22 protein-coding genes, 1 pseudogene and 1 riboswitch are annotated in these 20,872 nt (G+C 48.1%); of the genes and pseudogenes, 18 read left to right on the top strand and 5 right to left on the bottom strand.

Features of this window, described 5'->3' with window-relative positions; translation table 11 throughout:
* Nucleotides 1-36 precede the first annotated feature (36 nt).
* The 4 genes from RB160_RS09810 to RB160_RS09825 are packed head-to-tail and all read left to right on the top strand — an operon-like array spanning nucleotide 37 to nucleotide 3,100.
* A complete protein-coding gene (locus RB160_RS09810; protein WP_316570074.1) occupies nucleotides 37-690 on the top strand; it encodes a response regulator in 654 nt (217 codons plus the stop codon).
* Between the two features lie 15 nt (nucleotides 691-705).
* Nucleotides 706-1,161 carry a GAF domain-containing protein gene (locus RB160_RS09815; protein ID WP_316570075.1) on the top strand — a complete coding sequence of 152 codons (456 nt, stop codon included), beginning with the start codon at nucleotides 706-708 and terminating at the stop codon, nucleotides 1,159-1,161.
* A 12-nt stretch (nucleotides 1,162-1,173) separates the two neighbouring features.
* The gene (locus tag RB160_RS09820) at nucleotides 1,174-2,517 is read left to right on the top strand and encodes a PAS domain-containing sensor histidine kinase (RefSeq protein ID WP_316570076.1); all 1,344 of its coding nucleotides are present in this window, start codon (nucleotides 1,174-1,176) and stop codon (nucleotides 2,515-2,517) included.
* Nucleotides 2,518-2,539: 22 nt separating this feature from the next.
* The gene (locus tag RB160_RS09825) at nucleotides 2,540-3,100 is read left to right on the top strand and encodes a maltose acetyltransferase domain-containing protein (protein ID WP_316570077.1); all 561 of its coding nucleotides are present in this window, start codon (nucleotides 2,540-2,542) and stop codon (nucleotides 3,098-3,100) included.
* Between the two features lie 198 nt (nucleotides 3,101-3,298).
* On the opposite strand, the gene RB160_RS09830 is transcribed toward RB160_RS09825, so the two are convergent.
* Both RB160_RS09830 and RB160_RS09835 read right to left on the bottom strand, forming a co-directional pair.
* Complete coding sequence (locus RB160_RS09830; RefSeq protein ID WP_316570078.1) at nucleotides 3,299-4,825, bottom strand: solute symporter family protein; 1,527 nt, start codon at nucleotides 4,823-4,825, stop codon at nucleotides 3,299-3,301.
* On the bottom strand, nucleotides 4,822-5,178 hold the full coding sequence (locus RB160_RS09835) for a DUF485 domain-containing protein (protein ID WP_316570079.1): 357 nt from the start codon (nucleotides 5,176-5,178) through the stop codon (nucleotides 4,822-4,824). Before RB160_RS09835 ends, RB160_RS09830 begins: the two co-directional genes overlap by 4 nt.
* A 306-nt stretch (nucleotides 5,179-5,484) precedes the next feature.
* On the opposite strand from RB160_RS09835, the gene RB160_RS09840 reads away from it, so the two are divergent.
* The 9 genes and pseudogenes from RB160_RS09840 to RB160_RS09880 all read left to right on the top strand — a co-directional run bounded on the left by RB160_RS09840 (nucleotide 5,485) and on the right by RB160_RS09880 (nucleotide 12,538).
* A complete protein-coding gene (locus RB160_RS09840) occupies nucleotides 5,485-6,024 on the top strand; it encodes a histidine phosphatase family protein (RefSeq protein WP_316570080.1) in 540 nt (179 codons plus the stop codon).
* A 6-nt stretch (nucleotides 6,025-6,030) separates the two neighbouring features.
* Nucleotides 6,031-6,810 (top strand): GNAT family N-acetyltransferase, encoded by a 780-nt coding sequence (locus tag RB160_RS09845; protein WP_316570081.1) that lies wholly within the window; start codon nucleotides 6,031-6,033, stop codon nucleotides 6,808-6,810.
* 189 nt (nucleotides 6,811-6,999) lie between these two features.
* Complete coding sequence (locus tag RB160_RS09850) at nucleotides 7,000-7,530, top strand: RNA polymerase sigma factor (RefSeq protein ID WP_316570082.1); 531 nt, start codon at nucleotides 7,000-7,002, stop codon at nucleotides 7,528-7,530.
* Nucleotides 7,505-8,119, top strand: coding sequence for a hypothetical protein (locus tag RB160_RS09855; protein WP_316570083.1), 615 nt, complete (start codon nucleotides 7,505-7,507; stop codon nucleotides 8,117-8,119). The genes RB160_RS09850 and RB160_RS09855 overlap by 26 nt, the downstream gene beginning before the upstream one ends.
* A 95-nt stretch (nucleotides 8,120-8,214) precedes the next feature.
* On the top strand, nucleotides 8,215-8,391 hold the full coding sequence (locus RB160_RS09860; protein ID WP_316570084.1) for a DUF4083 family protein: 177 nt from the start codon (nucleotides 8,215-8,217) through the stop codon (nucleotides 8,389-8,391).
* Between the two features lie 349 nt (nucleotides 8,392-8,740).
* Nucleotides 8,741-9,412: a YknW family membrane protein gene (gene yknW, locus RB160_RS09865; RefSeq protein WP_316570085.1), complete on the top strand. Its 672-nt coding sequence runs from the start codon at nucleotides 8,741-8,743 to the stop codon at nucleotides 9,410-9,412.
* A complete protein-coding gene (locus RB160_RS09870) occupies nucleotides 9,412-10,539 on the top strand; it encodes an efflux RND transporter periplasmic adaptor subunit (protein ID WP_316570388.1) in 1,128 nt (375 codons plus the stop codon). Before yknW ends, RB160_RS09870 begins: the two co-directional genes overlap by 1 nt.
* Nucleotides 10,536-11,195: pseudogene (locus RB160_RS09875) on the top strand (ABC transporter ATP-binding protein); the annotation flags it as partial. The gene RB160_RS09870 and the pseudogene RB160_RS09875, both read left to right, overlap by 4 nt.
* Nucleotides 11,196-11,344: 149 nt before the next feature.
* Nucleotides 11,345-12,538, top strand: a complete 1,194-nt coding sequence (locus RB160_RS09880) for an ABC transporter permease (protein WP_316570086.1) — start codon at nucleotides 11,345-11,347, stop codon at nucleotides 12,536-12,538.
* A 155-nt stretch (nucleotides 12,539-12,693) separates the two neighbouring features.
* Here RB160_RS09880 and RB160_RS09885 read toward each other — a convergent pair whose 3' ends face one another.
* Nucleotides 12,694-14,352 (bottom strand): glutamine--tRNA ligase/YqeY domain fusion protein, encoded by a 1,659-nt coding sequence (locus RB160_RS09885; protein WP_316570087.1) that lies wholly within the window; start codon nucleotides 14,350-14,352, stop codon nucleotides 12,694-12,696.
* Nucleotides 14,353-14,610: 258 nt separating this feature from the next.
* On the opposite strand from RB160_RS09885, the gene RB160_RS09890 reads away from it, so the two are divergent.
* On the top strand, nucleotides 14,611-15,630 hold the full coding sequence (locus RB160_RS09890) for a 4Fe-4S binding protein (RefSeq protein ID WP_316570088.1): 1,020 nt from the start codon (nucleotides 14,611-14,613) through the stop codon (nucleotides 15,628-15,630).
* Nucleotides 15,631-15,776: 146 nt separating this feature from the next.
* On the opposite strand, the gene RB160_RS09895 is transcribed toward RB160_RS09890, so the two are convergent.
* A complete protein-coding gene (locus RB160_RS09895; RefSeq protein ID WP_316570089.1) occupies nucleotides 15,777-16,847 on the bottom strand; it encodes a diguanylate cyclase in 1,071 nt (356 codons plus the stop codon).
* A gap of 201 nt (nucleotides 16,848-17,048) precedes the next feature.
* Nucleotides 17,049-17,309 (bottom strand): hypothetical protein, encoded by a 261-nt coding sequence (locus tag RB160_RS09900; RefSeq protein WP_316570090.1) that lies wholly within the window; start codon nucleotides 17,307-17,309, stop codon nucleotides 17,049-17,051.
* A gap of 144 nt (nucleotides 17,310-17,453) precedes the next feature.
* On the opposite strand from RB160_RS09900, the gene RB160_RS09905 reads away from it, so the two are divergent.
* The 4 genes from RB160_RS09905 to RB160_RS09920 all read left to right on the top strand — a co-directional run bounded on the left by RB160_RS09905 (nucleotide 17,454) and on the right by RB160_RS09920 (nucleotide 20,621).
* Nucleotides 17,454-17,591 carry a hypothetical protein gene (locus RB160_RS09905; RefSeq protein ID WP_316570091.1) on the top strand — a complete coding sequence of 46 codons (138 nt, stop codon included), beginning with the start codon at nucleotides 17,454-17,456 and terminating at the stop codon, nucleotides 17,589-17,591.
* Nucleotides 17,592-17,604: 13 nt separating this feature from the next.
* Nucleotides 17,605-18,765 (top strand): DEAD/DEAH box helicase, encoded by a 1,161-nt coding sequence (locus tag RB160_RS09910; RefSeq protein ID WP_316570092.1) that lies wholly within the window; start codon nucleotides 17,605-17,607, stop codon nucleotides 18,763-18,765.
* Between the two features lie 118 nt (nucleotides 18,766-18,883).
* The gene (locus RB160_RS09915) at nucleotides 18,884-20,365 is read left to right on the top strand and encodes an amidase (protein ID WP_316570093.1); all 1,482 of its coding nucleotides are present in this window, start codon (nucleotides 18,884-18,886) and stop codon (nucleotides 20,363-20,365) included.
* Between the two features lie 121 nt (nucleotides 20,366-20,486).
* Nucleotides 20,487-20,621: a hypothetical protein gene (locus RB160_RS09920; protein WP_269432215.1), complete on the top strand. Its 135-nt coding sequence runs from the start codon at nucleotides 20,487-20,489 to the stop codon at nucleotides 20,619-20,621.
* Between the two features lie 102 nt (nucleotides 20,622-20,723).
* Nucleotides 20,724-20,808, top strand: a riboswitch (cyclic di-GMP riboswitch).
* Nucleotides 20,809-20,872 lie beyond the last annotated feature (64 nt).

Genomic DNA, 20,872 nt, shown 5'->3' on the forward strand with positions numbered 1-20,872 from the left:
GAAAAGCTGTCTGTTAAATAAAAGGGGGGGGTTGCTTTGATTAAAATCCTGCTAGTAGATGACCATGCGGTAGTCAGGATGGGCCTTTCAATGCTTTTGAATGTGCACCCGGACATGAGGGTGGTTGGCGAGGCGTCGGAGGGGAACGAAGGGATTCAAAAAGCACTCGAGCATAAGCCGAACGTTGTTATCATGGACTTGAGCATGCCCCACGGCAAGGATGGTCTTTCGGCTACCTCGGAACTTAAGAAGCTGATGCCTGAAGTCAATATCCTGATTTTAACGATGCACGATGACGAGGAATATTTGTTCAGGGCAATCCAGGCCGGCTCGTCTGGCTGTATCTTGAAAAGCGCCCCACACGATGAGCTTTTGGCCGCGATCGAGACCGTGGCAAAAGGCGATGCGTATCTACACCCGTCGGCGACCAAAAGGCTGATGGAAGAATACATGGGCGCGGTAAGGCAAGGAAGCACCGATACCTTCAACCAATTGTCCGACAGGGAAAAGGAAGTGCTTACCCTGATTGCCAAGGGATTTTCGAATAAGGAAATTGCCGAGCAGCTTGTGATTTCCGTTAAAACGGTTGAAACGCATAAAGGGAATGTCATGGAAAAATTGCAATTGAAAACGAGGCCAGAGCTCGTCCAATACGCCATTAAAAAAGGGCTATTGGGATACGGCCTGTAAGGAGAGTCAGCCGGCATGGAAGAATTAAGGGGATTTCAGCCTGTCAGTGAAACATGCGAACAGCTTCGGGAAGCGATTGGCTGTGATTTTGTCGGGCTCGCCCTCCAGAACAGGGTCGGCCTTGATATCCGCTGGCATTTCGCATCCGGAAATTTGAATGATAAATATGAGAGGATTACGGTCCGGTACGGAAAAGGGGTTGCCGGCAAGGTAATTTCAACCGGGAGCCCGCTTCTTGTGGAAAACTTTCCGGAGAACATTCTCGGCAAAACGACCGACCATCCGATCATGCTGGCCGAAAAGTTGGTTTCCGCCTATGCGGTGCCGCTATTTTTCAGGGGAATGCCAAAAGGAGTACTGCTGGCCGGAAACAGGACAGCAAGCTCCTTCAGCGCGCAATCATGCCTGATCGTGAAGGAAACGGCCACGGCACTCGAGAAAATTCTTGAAGGGCAAATCTACTTTAAATAACGGAGGCTCTTTATGAGAAAAGAAGGCGGTTTGGCAGACAGACACGATTTTGGGGACGGGGTTTTGCTTGTCGATTATGGCGGCAAGGTCCGGTACATAAATGAACAAGCGCGGTTAAAATTCGGCTATAGTAAAGAAGCTCATCAGGATAGGGAGCTTTATTTTAGTGATTTCCTACCAGATATTGATTTGAAAAACGCGTCAGAAGGAATCGTGACAGGTGCATATGGACGAAATGCAGAGGGGGAAACATTTCCGCTCTTTTTCAGTATGAACAGCTTTTTGCTGGAAGGGGAAAAGTATACCCTCGTCGTTATCCAGGACATTAAAAACAGGGAAAGGCTCGACAAGGAACTATCCCAAACGCTTAACGAATTGGTCGACCTGAAGTTCGCGCTTGACCAGTCCGCGATCGTTGCGATAACAGACAGGCGCGGGACGATTAAATATGTAAATGAAAAATTTTGCGAGATTTCGAAATACAGGGCAGAGGAACTAATTGGACAGGATCACAGAATTATTAACTCCGGTTACCATTCGAAGGAATTCTTTTCGAGGTTATGGAGGACGATTTCCTCAGGGGAAGTATGGCATGGGGAAATCAAAAATAAGGCGAAGGATGGAAGCTTTTACTGGGTTGATACAACGATTATCCCGTTTTTGGATGAAGGAGGAAAGCCATATCAATACCTGGCCATCCGGTTTGAGATAACCCAACGGAAACGGATGGAGGGTGAGCTGCAAAAGATGATGACCCGGATCATCGATGTCCAGGAGGATGAACGAAAGCGGCTCTCGCGTGAGTTGCATGACGGCCTCGGACAGAATCTTTACAGCCATCTGATTACGATTAACCGGCTGTTGTCGGAAATCGATCATCCACTCCTCCTCCAAATGCAGGAGGAGGCAATGGAAATGATTGAGGAAATCCGGGATCTTTCGTGGGAGCTTCGCCCATCCGTCCTGGATGACCTTGGCCTTGTGCCAGCCATCCGTTCTTTTTTAAACCGTTACTCCAACCATTATAAAATTGCCGTCCATTTCGAGTGCGTCCTTGGCCGGCGGCTTCCGGCAAGCACGGAAACGACGATTTACCGCGTCATCCAGGAGGCGCTTACGAACACCCGGAAATATGCGGACGTGGACGAAGCTTTTGTCGTGATTAGGGAATACGATGATGCAGTCCGCGTGATGATTGAGGACCATGGCAAAGGATTTACCGTTGGGGAAGGCCCGCGCGGTGTCGGCCTGTTCAGCATGGACGAACGCGCCAAGGCTTCGGGCGGTGAACTTCAGTTGGTTTCGGAGCCAGGAAAGGGAACGAAAGTCATCCTTGAAGTTCCAGTTGCTCCATAGTGTTGAAAAAGGGAGTGGAAATTTGAAAACGGAAAAACAAAAGATGCTTGACGGTCAAATGTACAACCCTGCAGATCCTAAACTGGAAGAAGCGCGATTAAACGCCCGAAGGCTGACGAATGCGTACAACCGTACAGCCGAAAACGAGCTTGAGAAGCGGACAGAAATCTTACGGGAGCTTTTCGGTACCCTTGGCAAAAATGCCTTCATCGAACCGAGCTTCCGCTGCGACTATGGCTCGAATATTTATACCGGCGCCAATTTTTACGCCAATTTTGACTGTGTCATTCTTGATGTGTGCGAGGTGCGGTTCGGAGATAACTGCATGCTTGCCCCTGGTGTCCACATCTACACGGCGACCCACCCATTGGGAGCCGCGGAGAGGAATTCGGGACGCGAATTCGGTAGGCCGGTCACGATTGGAAACAATGTTTGGATTGGCGGCCGGGCAGTCATCAATCCAGGGGTGACAATTGGGGATAATGCCGTTATTGCATCAGGCGCGGTGGTCGTGAAGGATGTTCCTCCAAATGCGATTGTCGGCGGAAACCCTGCGAAAATTATTAAATTCATTGAGGAATGAATTAGGAACGGAGCCAGGTTATAAAAGCTTTTGCCTAACTCCTCGGGGAATCTGGATAATCTGAGGACCGTTAGGGGTGCTCTATCGAAGTGAAAAGGTCTTGATGGAATGTCCAAGAACGAAAAAGGGACGGGTTTTTCATAATTAAACGCAATAAAAGACAACCGGCTGCGGGTATACACAGCCGGTTGTCTTTTTTTAAAGACCTGTATTTGCTTTTACGAGAATTTCATCAAAATTCCTCGCATCTTCCCTCTTAGTGGATAAAAGGGTGCCGATGATGGCAGCCAAAAAGCCCATCGGAATGGAGACGATTCCCGGGTTTGTCAAGGTAACGAGCGGTTCTCCGACTAGTATCGCTGCTCCTGCTTCAGGCGACCAAATATTCGGTGAAATCGCAACCATGAGCAGGGCGCTTGCCAAGCCAACAACCATCCCGGTGATGGCGCCGGTCGTGTTGAACTTTTTCCAAAAAATCGTCAGTAAAATAACAGGCAGGTTTGCGCTCGCTGCGACGGCAAATGCAAGGGAAACAAGGAACGCCACGTTCATCTTCTGGGCAAACAGGGCTAAAAGAATGGACAGGACCGCTACCCCGATTGAGGCAAAGCGGGCTACCTTAACCTGTTGTTTCTCCGTTGCCGTTCCCTTTTTTAAAATATGCGCGTAAAAGTCATGCGCAAACGCGGAGGCCGCGGAAAGAACGAGTCCCGCTACTACGGCAAGAATTGTTGCGAAGGCAACTGCCGAAATGAACGCAAACAGGAATTCTCCTCCGAGCGCCTCGGCGAGCAGCGGCGCCGCCATATTGCCGGCCGCATTGGCGGTGACAATTTTATCGTAGCCGACAAATTTCGCAGCTCCAAAGCCGAGGAATACAGTCATGACATAGAAAATCCCGATGATCCATGTTGCGTAGATTACCGACTTCCTGGCCGTAATTGCATCCTTTACAGTAAAAAAGCGAATCAGGATGTGCGGCAGCCCGGCTGTTCCAAGAACAAGGGCAAGGTTGAGCGAAATGGTATCGAGCGGATTTTTAAACTTATTACCTGGATTCAAAAATGCTTCACCTAGCGGAGTCGCTGCCTTCATTTCGTTAAACATTTTGAATACGCTGAAATCAAATTTCGCGAAAACGATAACTGAAATGATAAATGTACCGGCCATCAGCAAGACAGCTTTAGCGATTTGCACCCAGGAGGTGGCGGTCATGCCGCCAAAAACGACGTAAACGGTCATGAGCGTCCCTACAATGAGTACGGAATAAACATAATCGATTCCCAGGAGCAACTTAATTAGCGCGCCGGCGCCGACAAGCTGGGCGATCATATAAAAAATCGAAATGGTAATTGTGTTTAGCGCTACAACACCGCGTACTTTCTTTTCCTTAAAACGGGCCGCTATCATGTCGGCCATCGTATATTTCCCAAGATTCCGTAATGGTTCGGCAACAAGATATAGGACGACAAGATAAGCGACCAAAAACCCGATGCTATAAAAGAAACCGTCGAAGCCAGATAGCGCAACCATCCCCGCGATGCCGAGGAATGAGGCTGCGGACATATAGTCACCTGCAATCGCGAGCCCATTCTGGAAACCGGTCAGGCTGGAATCTGCAGTATAAAAATCGCTCGTTGTTTTCGTCCTTTTTGAAGCAAAATATGTTATAACGAGCGTAAGGAGGACGATCGCCAAAAATAGGGAAAAGGCTACAGTGTTCATCGCTGGGCCCTCCGTTCAACATTCTGTTGTTTAATTTCCTCCACAAGCCGGTCAAACCCGGCTGCCCGTTTTGTATAAATGATACACAATGCCCAGGTCATGATGAATTGCGCAAACGCAAACACCCAAGCCCAGCTGATTGGGCCGATTGCGGGGTTGTTCAAGATTGTGGAATAGGATGTCAAAACAGGAAGCGTAAAATAAAAGGCCAAGAAAAATAAACTGGCTGGCAGCAAGAATTGCCGTTTTTCGCGCAGTAACTGTTGAAAAGAGCTAGATTGGACGATTTTTGAATAGTCTAAAGAGGGAGATGAAAGATTTGTTTCCTTTAATTTCGGTTCCTTCAATGCCATGAGCAATTCCTCCTTGATAGTAAAAGGATAGATTGTTATAAAATCAAGGTTATTATATTACTATCAAAATAATTTGTAAATTCTGAATACGGATGATTATTGTTGGATTTTCGGCAATTTTCCCAATGAAATTTTAATAGATGAAGCTTGCCTTTTTAATTGAAAAGTGGTTGGAATAAGGGCTGATTTACTAGAATGGAAGAATAAATTTTCCCTATTTAAGGTCGGAGTGGAATAAAATGTTGCTCTTTACCGAAGTAGAGGTGAAAATTAAAGTCAACAGATAGAGGGAAGGTGGGATATACAGTGAAAATAATCTACCTTATTCGCCACTGCCAAGCGGAAGGACAGGAGCGGGAAGCCAAGCTTACTAAAGCCGGGGAAAGCCAGGCGAGGGAGCTTGCGACATTTTTGAAAAATAATCAAATCGATCATATTGTTTCGAGCCCTTTTGAAAGGGCGGTTTCCTCTATTCGTCCCTTTGCGGAGGAAGCTGGTATTGATGTTGAAACCGACGAACGGCTTTCGGAGAGGGTATTGTCGTCGGCGCCACATCCGGACTGGCTTGATATGCTGGAAAAATCGTTCAGTAATCCCGACTTGGCTTTTGAAGGCGGAGAGTCCGCAGCCGAAGCGGGACAGCGCGGCATCGATGCTATTAATGAAGTCATTAAAAGGACCGGTAAAAATGCGGCTGTTGTCACGCATGGCAATCTAATGGCCTTGATTCTCAAACATTATGACGAGACATATGGCTTCCAACAGTGGAAGGCCCTCTCGAATCCAGACGTGTTTAAACTCACGTTTAAAGGTGCAACTACGGAGATTAAGAGGATTTGGGAGTGAATAAAGGTGGAAGATAAAGAGAAATTATTGATGGAACGAATGAACCAGATCCGCCATTTGTTCGGACGTGAGTTTACAATTTTAGAAGGACTACCAATTTCGATTATCCTTGAACAAAAGGAGCCGGGAGTAGTCCTTGATTGGGAAGAAAAAATCTTAGCACTCCTTGATATTTCCAGTAAACTTGGAGTGGAACGCACTGGGGTCACATTGCATAAAGGAAACCCAGCCGTAGAGATGTTGGGTAATCTTCTACTTGAAAAAGGATTTGAACATTTCTCCTCAAAAGTGGATGTATACAAGGATTTAAAAAACTATAAGGAACCTGATGAGAAAGTAATGTGGCGGTCTCTTGAATGCCCAAAACTAAATGAGGAGGAATTCAAACATTACTGGGAGCAAGCGATGCTTTATTCCGCGAATCAGGCCTCCACTTTGACGATGGACCAGCAGCTTGCTTCAGTAAGGGCGGAGCTCGGATCAGAATGGAGGGGTGCATGCCGTGTCTTTTATATAGACGGGAAAGCGGCTGGTGTGGGCATTCCCCATATCGAACCCGGAATGCCGGGTGAGGGAAGGCTTTTCTATTTCGGAATCCTTCCTGAGGCAAGGGGACGGGGACTTGGTTCGTTTTTACATAAACAGGCCCTTTCAATGCTAAAGGATATTGGAGCGGACTATTATGTAGGCAGTACGCATATGGCTAATGTGGCGATGCAGAAAGTGTTTGAACGGAATGGATGCAGTGTCAGGTCTTATACCGAGTCGTATTATTATTACTTTTAAAAGAATGAGAGGGCAGATACCTTCATTTGTAATTTTTGGATAGGTTGGTGGTACTGCCAATTATTTCTGGTAAACTAATAGTATTGATGTTATGCCTGGCAGGATGGTACGCCAGGCATTTTATTCTTAATGTGCCACAAATGGCGCATGGTTCCGTCTACTATTTAAGGGGAAAGCGGAGGAAAGCTGATGTCGAGGAAAGAGGTCATTTCAGAGTGGTTCCGGCAGTATAGCCATGATGTATACAATTTTCTGATTTACTATACTGGTAAGCGCGATGTAGAGGACCTTGTCCAGGAGACGTTCATCAAGGCGCTGAAGGGGCTGGAGCGGTTTAATTACAATTCGAGTCCGAAGACGTGGCTGTTTGCGATTGCCCGAAACCTCGCGATTGATGAAGCGCGGAAAAAGAAAAACAGGATATGGGATAAAATAGCGCGGTTTGATAAAGCCAATGAAGGTGTTGACAGTGTAACTCCGGAGACGATTTTTGAGGGGAATGAGCAGGCGGAGGAACTGTTGGCGGCAATCCGCGGTTTGAAACAAAACTACCGTGATGTCGTAATCCTTCGCGGAATTAAGGAGTTAAGCGTGGCCGAAACAGCCGCAGTCCTTGATTGGACTGAGGATATGGTCAGGACGAATTATTATCGTGCCTTAAAAGCGCTCAGGAAGGAAAAAGGAGGTGGCCTCAATGAACAGCCAGGACGAATTTCGTGAATTGGAATTACAATTGAATAGCCTTCCTTCTAAAAAGTTGAATCCTAAATCCTTTGATGATATCCATCAAAACCTGATGCTTGAAGCCGAGGCACTCGACCGAAAGGAAAGATTGGGTTCGGTTTTGAAAAAGGCGGCAATGGGGATGGTAGGTGCGGCAGCGCTTAGCCTGATGCTGTTCCTCGGGTTCTCGATGGGCCCAGAGTCAAATTCCAGTGAGTCGTCGAAATTGTCTGGACAAAAGAATGATGCGAAAGTCACCGAGGATAGGGACGTTACTGAGAGTACGTCACAATTCAGGGGGAAATTGGTTGTTGAAACCGGGAACGGAGACATAGAGGAAATCGCGAATGAGGCGATAATTGACAAGGCTGCTGAAATTTTGCAGGCTGCTGATTGGGAGGATGCAAAAATGCAAATGGCCCATCCTCCTGATTTTAAGCTGAACGATCGTTATTTCATCTGGCTGGCACCAGGAAGCGACCGTCTCGAAATCATCATTTATGGTGAAAACAAATATACAAAATTGACAAAGGAAGCCTCGGGTGCGTTGTACGAAATGATTACTGGGGAAAGGCTTGGAGAGTAGTTTCCAACATGAGAAAAGCAGAAAGGATTTTTTTTCCAAACGATGAAACTAAAAAGCTTCCCAGACGTTAAATAGTAAAAAGGGAGGGAATAAAGATGGGGGATATCATTTCTCAATTGCTGCCTCTTGTTTTAATGCTGTTATTTTTTGTGTCCCTGGGGTTGTTTATAAGCAGATTGCTGCGGAATCAAAAGGAGCGGACCCATTCAAACGTTGAAATCGCAAAAAAACTCGACCATATCATTGAATTGCTTGAAAAGCAGAAGTCATAAAAGCTAATTCCATCAGGGAGACAATTTTCTCTAGCTGATAGTTAGGTAAGACAGCCCGGTGGCGATGTATTCGGCCCCGGGCTTTTTTCAGGGGTTAAATTTCAAGCTGTACCCTTTTTAATCAGCGCTTTTTTCCGTGGAAGCTGTTTTATGGCAAAGGAGATCACACCGCCCGTATAGAAGTCGGTAGCCGTTCCTTCGGTCACTAAATTGTAAAAAAGAATGTTGAAACTATTTTGCTATCTAGACGTTAACATATTATTGAAATTCAGGAAAATGCCCCATATCTATTTATACTAATACCCATATATGGTAAGTTTTCCATAAGAGGAAAAGAGGAGGAACAACAATGGAAACTCAAATCGAAACGAGTACGACGAACCGGCCGCCATCACTATTTGGCATTTTTACGAGTCCGGGAGAGCAGTTTGAAAGGATTAGGACAAATCCGAAAATCTGGGTGCCGCTCCTGATTGTAGCGGTCGTCAATGCAATTGGAATGGGAATTATGGCTATGATGATGGATGCCGGGATGCTCATCAAGCAAGGAGTGCCGGAAGAAAATGCCGATATGATTCTTGGCATTACCCGGATTGCGATGGTTGCAACCGGAGTCATCTTTCCGGCGATCGGCGCACTGATTTCAAGTGCTATTATGTTAGCTGTCGGGAAGATTGCAAATGCACCGGCTACATTCAGGCAGTTGTTTTCGATGAACACATACATAAGCTTTGTCGCCGCTGTCGGCCACCTGCTTAATATGGCTGTTGGGTATCTGATAGGTGCGGATGCGGAAACCCATGTCACAAGCCTCGGTGGATTGCTTGGAAAAGGCAGTTCCGGAGTCCTTGGCGCAATTGAGTTATTCGCAATTTGGGGAATGGTGCTGACTGCAATCGGGCTCTACAAAACGGCGCGCTTCCCAAAAGGACTTGCGTGGGCGGTTGCCATCGTCTTTTTCCTTGTTGGAATTGGGCTGGCTGCAATTGGAACTCTAATGCAAGGAGCGCCTAAACTTTGATGAACAAGAAAAAGAAACTGTTAATCGGCTCCACAATCGCCGTCCTGCTGCTATCGATGATCAGCGTCAGCGTTTACCGAGAAGTCTATGCTAAAGGGCCTTCTGTGAAACTAGTTGATTCAAAGGAAGATAGCATTTCCGCTTTCCTGATGGTCCCAGGCACTGTTGCGCTCGAGGAGGAACAGGCCGTGTATCTGTCTCCTGAACGGGGAGTGTTGAAGGAAATTCTCGTCGAGGAAGGGCAATCCATTGCAAAAGGAACCGCCATCGCACGTTTTGAGAATCCACAGCTACAGCTGGAGGAGGAACAAAATGCACTATCCCTTGAATCAAACGAAATGAAGATTGACCAGCTTGAAGAGCAAATTAGCAACTTGAAAGACCAGGAGCAAACATTGGCGGGTGCACCCGTTCCGGACCCCGCCGCTTCTGCGCAAATTGCCGCTCAAATCTCCCAGCTTGAAATGGAACTGAAGGTTGCGGAGCTTGAGCGGAGGCAGGCGGAATTGCAAAAGGAAAGCATTGAAAATAGAACCGCAGAGTTGGAGATTAAAAGTACGATTGATGGAACCGTCCTTTTGGTGAATGAGGATGTCTCACTGCAGGGAACTTCCGCCGGAAGCCCGATTGTTTTGATAGGCAAAATGGAAGGGCTTGTCGCAAAGGGCCTATTATCCGAATATGATACGTTAAAGGTGAGCACGGGGCAAAAAGTAACCCTCCGGTCTGACGCTGTACCTGACCAGTCATGGCCGGGCGAGGTAATAAAGGTAGGCACCCTTCCGGAATCCCAGGGGGCCATGGCCGGAAGCCAGGCAGTCCAATATCCAGTCATCGTGAAGCTTTCCGGGCAGAACCCTATCTTGAAACCAGGCTTCCAGGTAATTATGGAAATCGAAACGGAACAAAAGACAGCCATCGTCCTTCCTGACACTGCTCTTGTGGATGAAGGGGATTCCCAATATGTCTTTGTCGTCGAAAATGAGGTAGCCCACAAACGAAAGGTAAAAACAGGGATCATGTCCGGTTCAAAAGTCGAAATCCTTGAAGGAATCAAGGTCGATGATAAAGTGGTTGCCGTACCGCCTGAAAAACTGGAGGACGGCATGGAAGTGACCGTAAAATGATAGAACTCAAATCGATTACAAAGACTTACACCGTGGGAACAGAAAAAATCGATGTCCTGAAAAATGTGTCGGTCACGATTGAAGATGGGGAATTTGTCGCCATCATGGGGCCTTCCGGGTCTGGGAAATCGACGCTGATGAACATCATTGGTTGTCTCGATAAGGCATCCGAAGGGTCTTACTTCCTCGATGGAGAGGATGTTTCCGGATACAAGGAAGCTGAACTGGCCAGGGTCAGAAATGCTTCTATTGGGTTCGTCTTTCAGCAATTCCACCTGCTGCCAAGGCTTACCGCGTTAAGGAATGTCGAGTTGCCGATGATTTACGCCGGTGTCGCCAAAGCCGAGCGAGAGGAGCGCGCCGAAGAAGCGCTTGTTAAAATGGGTTTGGGAGACCGGATGGGCCATCTGCCAAACGCCCTTTCAGGAGGGCAAAAGCAGCGCGTCGCCATTGCAAGGGCGATTGTGAACAGGCCATCACTCATCCTTGCCGATGAACCGACTGGCGCGCTTGATACAAAAACAAGCAGGACGATTATGGAACAGTTCCGGAAATTGAATGATGAGGGCGTAACAGTTGTTGTTGTAACGCATGAACCCGAAATTGCCGAATATGCAAACAGGACGATTCTTGTCCGAGACGGGGAAATTGTCTCTGCCGGCTTGCAGGGGAATCTGCCAGAGCCTGCAAGCCCGGGAAGGACTGCAACGGGAGACCCTGCTGAATTTTACCATGAAGCGGGTAATAATGATCGTTCCATTCCGATTCGAAACTCTTCATTTGAAGACGATCGGGGGGTGGGCCGATGAGCTTGATGGAAAACTTTAAAATGGCGCTTGGCTCGCTAAAAGCCCATAAGATGCGGTCGATTTTAACCATGCTCGGAATCGTAATAGGCGTTGGCGCGATCATCATTGTCGTCGCAATTGGCCAGGGGGGCGAGGCGATGCTGAAAACCCAGATAACCGGCCCTGGAAATACGATTGAAGTGTTTTACCAGCCTTCCGATGAAGAAATTCGCGCCAACCCGAACGTGTTCAACAGGGCGCCTTTTACCCAGGAGGATATCCGGGCGCTTGAAAGGATTCCCGAGATAAAACGGGTGGTCGCATCTAGCTCGCAATTTTCCTCGGCGCGCCTGCAGGATAAGGTTGTTGATGTCTCGGCAACCGGGATTACGAAGGATTATATTAGCCTCCATGAGCTTAAGGTGAAAAGTGGAAGAACATTTTCCGCCTCCGACTTCCTTGGTGGCAGAAGGGTGGCATTGGCCAGCCAAAAGCTGCAGGAAGAGCTTTTCAAAGGGAAGTCACCAGTTGGAAAAGTCATCCTTGTCGCCAATCATCCGGTAGAAATCATCGGAGTACTGGAAAAGCCCCAAGGCCTGTTTGCTTTCGGATCGATGGAAGTTTACCTTCCCTTCCAAACGTGGCGAACGATTTACGGGAAATCCGACTATACGCAAATAACGCTCCAGGCGGCACATCCGGATAAAATCCAGGCAGCGGGGAAAAAGGCCGCGAAGACATTGAATACACTCCATAATACTGAAAAATCGTATCAGGTAATCAATATGGAGGAAATCGCCGCTGGCGTTGGGCAGGTTACGAAAATCATGACCCTGATCATTGGCAGCATCGCCGGCATATCGCTGTTTGTTGGCGGTATCGGCGTAATGAACATAATGCTTGTTTCCGTCACTGAACGGACGCGGGAAATTGGCATTCGGATGGCGCTCGGGGCGACAAGGAATCAGGTCCTGACCCAGTTCCTGATTGAATCCGTCACCCTGACCTTAATCGGCGGGATTCTTGGCATCGGACTTGGATGGGGAATCGCGACATTGGTCAGCATTTTTGCCGGATGGCCGTCCCTCGTATCCTGGCAGGTCGTTGTCATCGGGGTTCTTTTCTCGATGGTCATTGGTATCATTTTCGGCATATTGCCTGCCAACAAGGCATCCAAGCTCGACCCGATTGAATCGCTGAGGTATGAATAATGGATTTTGCAAACCCCTTCTATGCGGGCAACCGTTTAGAGGGGGTTTTTGTTTTTCAAGAAGGTGTTGGCCCATCATTGTTCACTCGGTTTAGCTGGCCAATAAAAAAATCCCCTTCTCCGCTTATACCTAAATGCGGAAAGGGGAATGTTTTCCTATAACTTAAACGAACTCTTCAGCGAAACAATCCGGTTAAATACCGGTTTTTCCGGTGAAGTGTACTTTGGATCAACATTGAAATAGCCGTGGCGGAAGAACTGGAATTTATCCTGCGGCTTTACGTCTTTCATGTTCGGTTCGACAAAGCCCTGCAGCACTTCAAGCGAGTTCGGGTTCACCTTGTCAAGGAAGGTTTTTGCATCGTCTTCGCCGTCTTCCTCACCGTTATCATCCAGGATGAGCGGCTCGTACAGGCGGAACTCAGCAGGAACGGCATGGGTCGCTTCCACCCAGTGGATTGTCCCCTTTACTTTCCGGCCGGTGAACCCTGTACCGCTCTTCGTTTCCGGATCGTATGTGCACCGCAGTTCAATCACATTTCCGTTTTCATCCTTGATGGCTTCCTCGCATTTAATGAAGTACGCGTGCTTTAGGCGGACCTCATTGCCAGGGAAGAGGCGGAAGTATTTGGGCGGCGGGTTTTCCATGAAATCGTCCTGCTCGATGTAGATTTCGCGTGAAAACGGGATTTGCCGGATTCCCATGTCCGGGTTTTCAGGGTTGATTTCTGCGTCAAGCATTTCCACTTCGCCTTCAGGATAATTCGTGATGACCACCTTAAGCGGGTTCAACACGCCCATCGTCCGGGGCGCTTTCAGCTTCAAATCTTCGCGGACAAAATGCTCGAGCATTTGCTCATCCACAACGCCTGAGCTCTTGGAAACACCTGTTTCACGGACAAACGCGCGGATGGCTTCAGGCGTGTAACCTCGGCGGCGCATGCCGGAAATCGTCGGCATCCTAGGGTCATCCCAGCCGTCAACAAAGCCTTCGTCCACAAGCTGCTTCAGCTTCCGCTTGCTCATGACTGTATTGGTGATGTTCAGGCGACCAAACTCGATTTGTTGTGGGGTAGCCTCCATCTCACATTGCTCGACTACCCAATTGTAAAACGGACGCTGGTCTTCGAACTCAACCGTACAAATGGAGTGGGTAATCCCCTCAATCGCATCCTCGAGCGGGTGGGCGAACGCGTACATCGGATAGATGCACCACTTATCGCCGGTATTGTGATGTTCCGCGTGGGCAATCCGGTAGATGACCGGGTCCCGGAGGTTGATGTTTGGCGATGCCATATCAATTTTTGCACGAAGGACCTTTTCGCCGTTCCCGAATTCTCCTGCCCGCATCCGTTCAAACAGGTTCAGGTTTTCTTCAATGGACCGGTCCCTATACGGGCTGTTTTTCCCGGGTTCCGTCAGAGTTCCCCTGTATTGGCGAATTTCATCTGCGGAAAGGTCATCAACGTAGGCAAGCCCTTTTTTTATTAAAAGAACCGCCCTGTTGTACATTTCCTCGAAGTAATCCGATGCGAAGTGAAGGTTTTCCCATTGAAATCCGAGCCATTTTACATCTTCCTTGATGGAATTGACGTATTCGATGTCTTCCTTCAAAGGGTTTGTATCATCGAAGCGAAGATTTGTCGTTCCTTCAAATTCATCGGCAAGCCCGAAGTTCAGGACGATCGACTTTGCGTGGCCGATATGTAAGTAGCCGTTTGGCTCAGGAGGGAAGCGGGTGGCGATTTTTTTGTGTTTTCCCGATTCCAAATCCTTGATAATGATGTCGCGGATAAAATTAGACGTATTGTCCACAGTTTTCTACCTCTTTCAAAAGCGCGATAAATGATACTTGTATATATATCATAAATACTGCTATTTTTCCATAAAACCAGCTATTTAATAAGGAAAGCTTCGGTTTCACCAAAAAATTCTTAGGTGCGGGCCATCCAAAACGCCTGCCAAACACTATGTGACAGTTTTCCGACATTGTTTGGTGTGTTATGTAAATCACATACTCTTCATGGCTGATTTTCTATAGTGGATGTATAGGAATGAAATGGAGGGAGTGTAATGGCTGCTTTCACCCGGTTTTACAAAAGAATGAAGCGGCATCCGGTTCAGTATACGAGAATGGCGGTGCAAATTGTATTTGCGCTGTTCCTTTTGTTCGTTGGTTTCCGTTTTTATCAATTTTATGAGCATTTCAATACCATGGGGGCGGAGCCATTTGTGCCGAGGCCCTCCGCTGTTGAGGGATTTCTGCCAATCAGCGCACTCGTAGCATTGAAGGTTTGGGTTACAACGGGGATATTTGACCCAATTCATCCCGCGGGGCTTGCGCTGTTCGCCTTTTTCGTCGCCTCTGGTTTTATTTTTCGAAAGGCGTTCTGTGGTTGGATGTGTCCAATTGGAACGTTAAGCGAATGGATTGGCAGGCTCGGAAAAAAGCTGTTCAAGCGGAATTTCGAAGTTCCAACATGGCTCGGATGGTTATTGAAGCCGCTCAAATATTTAATCCTTTTTTTCTTTATAAAATTCATTGTCATTGATATGCCGGTATTCTATGCGATCGATTTCATGGCGGGAGCTTACAACAAAATTTCCGATGTGAAAATGATGCTGTTCTTCATGCACATGGGCGGCCTTGGGCTGAAGGTCATCCTGGTTCTATTGGTCCTGTCCCTTTTTGTAAAAAACTTCTGGTGCCGCTTCCTTTGCCCGTATGGCGCGATGATCGGCCTCGGTTCGGTTTTCGGGATAACGAAAATCAGGCGCAATGAAGAGTCATGCATTGATTGCAACGCCTGCACGAGGGTGTGCCCACAGCGGATTGCCGTTTCCAAGGTAAAAGCCGTCAGGACCCCGGACTGCTCTGCTTGCATGTCATGCGTTGAGGTCTGTCCCGTAAAAGACACCCTAAACATGACTGTCGCCGGTAAAAGGGTCAATAAATGGGTAATCCCCGCGGTATTCTTCGCCGCCTTCTTTCTCGTGGTGGTGATTGCAAAAGTGACCGGCCACTGGAATACAATCATCTCGTACGAGGAATTCAAGATCCTCATCCCGAACGTTTACAATATCGGGCACTGAGTGGCCGAACATTAAATGCATCAGCATCTTCGCGGCAAGCAAAGACCGTTTCCCGCTGTGAAGGTGATTCTAGAGATTAAAAATGCCTGCCCACTGTTTCCCCGGGCAGGCAATTGTTTTTAATTGTAGTATCCAATGTTAAGATGCTAGCACACTCGGTCTCTTCCAAGCCTTTTTGCGAGGTACAGCTGCTTATCGGCTTCTTCTATCGCTTCATTCAACTGGGCAGGACTCGAGAGTTCTGCCATCCCAATTGAGAGTGACAGCCTTAAAGGTAAATCCCCATAAATCGGATGGCATGTTTGTTCTTTGGCGCCTTTTCTGATTTCCTCAAGCTTTTGCTTTACGGTTAAAATTCGATCCGTTGCTATACACAAGATGAACTCATCCCCTCCGTAGCGGGCGACGATTGTATCCGGGCCGCAATGGGACAGAAGGTATTTCCCTATCTTTGCTATGGCAGAATCGCCAATCTGATGGCCGAACTTATCGTTGATTTCCTTGAATCTGTCGATATCGATCATTGCAATGAACATCGGCTTTCCGGCCCGGCTGTTGTCCCGAAGCTTTTCCTCGAACTTTCGCATATTGTACAGGCCGGTTAACCGATCCCGGTCAGCAAAAAACTGGAGCGTCCTTGTCGAAGCAAGATGGCGCCTCCCCATTTCCACGAAAAAATACATTACCGCGAATGCAAGGAGCAGCGCGCCAAGATGGAGGAATGCGGCAGGCATGGGCAAAAAGAGCCTGATTTTAGCCGAAAAAAGATCGGATGCTGCCCAGGAAAGAAGGACAACACCAAATAGATACAAATAGAGATGTTTCCGTACGCCAATGGATTTGGCAAGTATTGAAAATGCCGCCGGGAGGAGAATGCCAAACAGAGTTCCCTGTATTGCGGTCGGCCCGCCAAGCCCAAGGCGGTATAGCGATGCGATGGCAACAACCGGCAAAACATATTTCCAGCCATGGAAGAAGCCTAGAAGGATAATCGGGATCATCCTTAAATCGACCCGATGGCCTCCGCTCATGAATGGGAAATGAAACATTGAAATGACTGTTAACGCCACAATGAATATATGTATTGCAGGCAACCAGGCCGCGCGGATTTTCTTCTCTTCACTTAAATGGTAAGTGGTATTTATACATAAATGCATCAGCAAAAGGATGCCCAGGTTGGATAAAAAAGACTGCAGGATAAAAATCCCTCCATTCACATGAAACCATTATAATACTGATATGCCATTTCCATCATCACTAAATAATGAAAGATATTCGAACATTTCGGGTATTCCCGCGACTCAGTGACATAATCAATTGACGGTCATCAAAGCAGGCTCAACTAAGCGGGAGTGATAAGTGAGGGGGAATTTTTGCAAAATAAAAACCAGCCGCGATGCAGACTGGTTTTGAAACCATCAAACAACTTTTTTCCTAAGCACAAGCCAGTAGGAGGCAAGTCCCCCAATAATCAGGATTCCGGCTATTCCGGGGAGGATATATGTCTTGATTGGGGATATGGGTTCCGTGGATTTTTCCTGGACCGGCTTTTGCGCTTCCTCGCCGGCTGCCTCCGCCAAGGTGATTGGCTGATTTTTACCAGTAAGTGTTGGTGAAATTGCTTCGTTGGATATAAAAAGGAACAAGAGTCCGAAAATAACTAGAATTTTCTTTAACATTGTATTCAACTCCGATATGTTGTTTATCGTGATGTTCCTATTTTAACATCTATAGAAAACCGCAAGGGGCTTTGTGGCTATTGTTCACAATAGTTTCATATTTAGCGTTTGAAATATGACAAATTTGGCTATTGGGAGTGGGTTTTGAAGGGTGCAAAACGATGGTGTGTGCAGCTTGAGGCGGGTGGCTCGATGGCATGGGCCGATTTTTCCCAAAAAGGCCTTGGCCTTAAATGGATTTATGAGGGAATCTTCCTTATAATAAGGACAATCAACAGGTGAAAAGGAGCAGTTTATGCTAACGATACGTGAAACATTTAAGCCATTTATACAGGATGTGTGGGAGAAGTCGGGGTTCAGCCGGCCGACGTCGATCCAGGAGGCTGCGATTCCGGCGATTCTTGAGGGGCGCGACGTGATTGCGGAGTCGCCAACCGGGACGGGGAAGACGCTGGCGTATTTGTTGCCGGTGCTTGAAAAGGTCGATAGTTCGAGCCTGGCGCTCCAGGCGGTCGTGCTTGCGTCGAGCCAGGAGCTGATTATGCAGGTGTACCAGGAATTCCAGAAATGGTCGGAAGGGAGCGGCATCCGCGGGGCGACTTTTATTGGCGGCGCAAACGTGAAACGGCAGCTTGAGAAGCTGAAGAAGAAACCGCATATCGCTTTCGGGACACCTGGCAGGGTCAATGAGCTGATTAAGCAGAAAAAATTGAAGATGCATGAGGTGAAAACAATCGTCCTGGATGAGGGCGACCAGCTTTTGGTGCGTGAACATTTCGGCCCGGTGCTTGATATTGTGAATTCGGCGCTGAAGGATCGCCAGGTAGTCCTGTTTTCGGCGACGATGAAGCCGGAGACGGAGCAGCTTGCGAAGAATTTGACAGAAAATGCGGAAATCATCAGGGTCACGAGGGATGAAGCGATTGAGCAGGGATTGGTTGAGCATATATATTTCTCATGCGAGCCGCGTGAGAAGATGCTCATGCTTGAAAAAATAGCGAGGCTGAACGGGATTAAGGCGCTGGCGTTCATCAACGATATTACCGAAATTCCGTTTATTACGGCGAAGCTTCAATTCAAGGAGTTGTCCGTGGGCCTTTTGCATAGCGAGCTTGGAAAGATGGACAGGCAAAAGGCGATCAAGGATTTCCGCGATGGTAAAATTAAGATGCTCGTCGCCACCGATGTTGCCGCGAGAGGGCTTGATATCCCTGGCGTCACCCATGTCGTCCATGTTGATTTTCCGAGAGATATCGACCAGTACATCCACCGCTCCGGCCGTACAGGTAGGATGGGCGCGAATGGGACGGTCATATCACTCGTAACGGAACGGGAGGAGCGCGAGTTGAAGACGTATGGCCGAAAACTGAACGTTCCGGTGGAAAAGCGGATTTTTTACAAAGGGACCATTGCCGTTGAGAACATCAGGCAAATCGAACGATCGAAAAAGAGATAGGAACAGGGCGTCCACGGTTGGGGTGGGCGCTCTTTTGGTTTATCAGCAACCTTTTAATAAAAAGGATTCGCGGGAACTTTTATCGAATGTATGTACAAAGAGAGCAGGGGGGATTCTTATGCAAAATCCAAGGTTGAAAGAACTGCATGATACATGGCTTGAAGAAGCGACGATTGGCGATATGCAGGAAAAAATGGCGACCGGGGAACTTACGTCTAAGGAACTTGTGCTGATGTATTTATACCGGATTTCAAAGTATGACCGAAAAGGCCCGGAGTTGAAGTCGGTGATTGAGATTAACCCGGATGCGGTGCAAATCGCGGCCGCTTTGGATGCTGAGCGTGAGGTTTCGGGAGCGCGCGGACCGCTGCATGGGATTCCAGTGCTGATAAAGGATAATATCGATACGGGAGACCGTATGCATACGAGCGCGGGTTCGAAGGCGCTGGCCGATTCATATGCGCCGGTTGATTCGGAAGTCGCGCGCAGGCTGCGTGAAGCGGGTGCGGTGATTCTTGGGAAAACAAATATGACGGAATGGGCCAATTTCATGGCAATCGGCATGAAGAGCGGCTACAGTTCAAGGGGTGGCCAGACACTTAATCCATACGGCCCAGGCACCTTCGACGTTGGCGGTTCGAGCGCGGGTTCGGGTGCGGCAATTGCGGCAAATTTTGCTGCGGTTGCGGTTGGGACGGAAACCTCTGGTTCGATCCTCAATCCATCGGCGCAAAATTCGCTTGTCGGAATAAAGCCGACTGTCGGCCTGGTCAGCAGAAGGGGAATCATTCCGATTGCGCATACCCAGGATACGGCCGGCCCAATCGCAAGGACCGTTACCGATGCGGCGATTTTGCTAAACGTGCTTGCAGGCGAGGATGGAGAAGACCCGGCGACATTGGCGAGCAGGCTCGTCGGAATGGACTTTACAATCCATTTGGAAAAAGGGCTTTCCGGCAAAAGGCTCGGCGTTGCCCGGGAACATTATTTTGCCGAAGCCGGTGAAAAAAGGGCCGCTGTCGTCGACAAGGCGATTGAAAAGCTGAAATCACTCGGTGCGGAAGTGATTGATATAACGATTCCCTCCGCGAAAAAGCAATGGGATTGGGAGGTGCTCACGTTCGAGTTTAAGGCAGGGTTGAACGCCTACCTGAAAAGCCTTGGTCCAAACGCGAAGGTGCGTACGCTTGCGGATGTGATTCGGTTCAACAAGGAAAATGAAGCGGAAATGCTCAAATATGGCCAGGAAGTCCTCATCGGATCGGAGGCTACAAGCGGCGGATTGTATGAGGAAGCCTATATCCGTTCGCTCGAATTCAATGAGTACCATGCGAAAGATAACGGCATCGATTATGTGTTGTATGAGTATCAACTTGATGCGATAGTTTTCCCGCATGATGAAGGGGCGGACCTTTCGGCGCGGGCGGGCTACCCGACGGTTGTCGTGCCCGTCGGCTTCACGGAGGACGGCGAGCCGGTGGGCATTAGTTTCGCAGGGACGGCCTGGAGCGAGCCGGAGCTAATCCAAATTGCGTATGCGTTTGAGCAGGAAACCCATGCCCGGAAACTGCCTAACCTCGAGAAAGACGCTGCACATTGATTTATGATTTTTTAAAAAAACATCCCTTAAAACAATGAAGAAACTGCCACTCTACGATAAGAATAATCCAGTTTCCTTAGTCAAAACTAAACAATATCCTGAATAAGGAGATGTGGTTAGGATGGGTAGAAAGAAGTTGGGAAACCGGAATGCGCAAATCAATAACAATAAAAGTGTAGGCAAAACAAGTTCTGAGCTTGTAAAGTTTACAACCGGCCAGGACAGGCTAATTCGTAATCGGCCGAATGATGATTGATGCTCGATTGAACTTTGGAAGCCACTCCTATTGGGGGTGGCTGTTTTATGTTTATGGTTATATTGGTCTATTCTCCAATGGGCACAAAGGCGCTATACTACATACAGAAAAAGGCAAACCTGCCGAAAGACAGGGACGCAAAGCGATGGGCCTGCCCGGGAAACCGAATGGCTGCCACGCCGCCGGACTTCTTTTTGGATGTCTGGGACAATTCCAAAAAGGAGAGGAAAGAAGTCTATGCGTAAAGCTTT

The sequence above is a fragment of the Neobacillus sp. YIM B06451 genome, assembly GCF_032667185.1.
In the GTDB taxonomy this organism is placed as follows: domain Bacteria; phylum Bacillota; class Bacilli; order Bacillales; family Cytobacillaceae; genus Bacillus_D.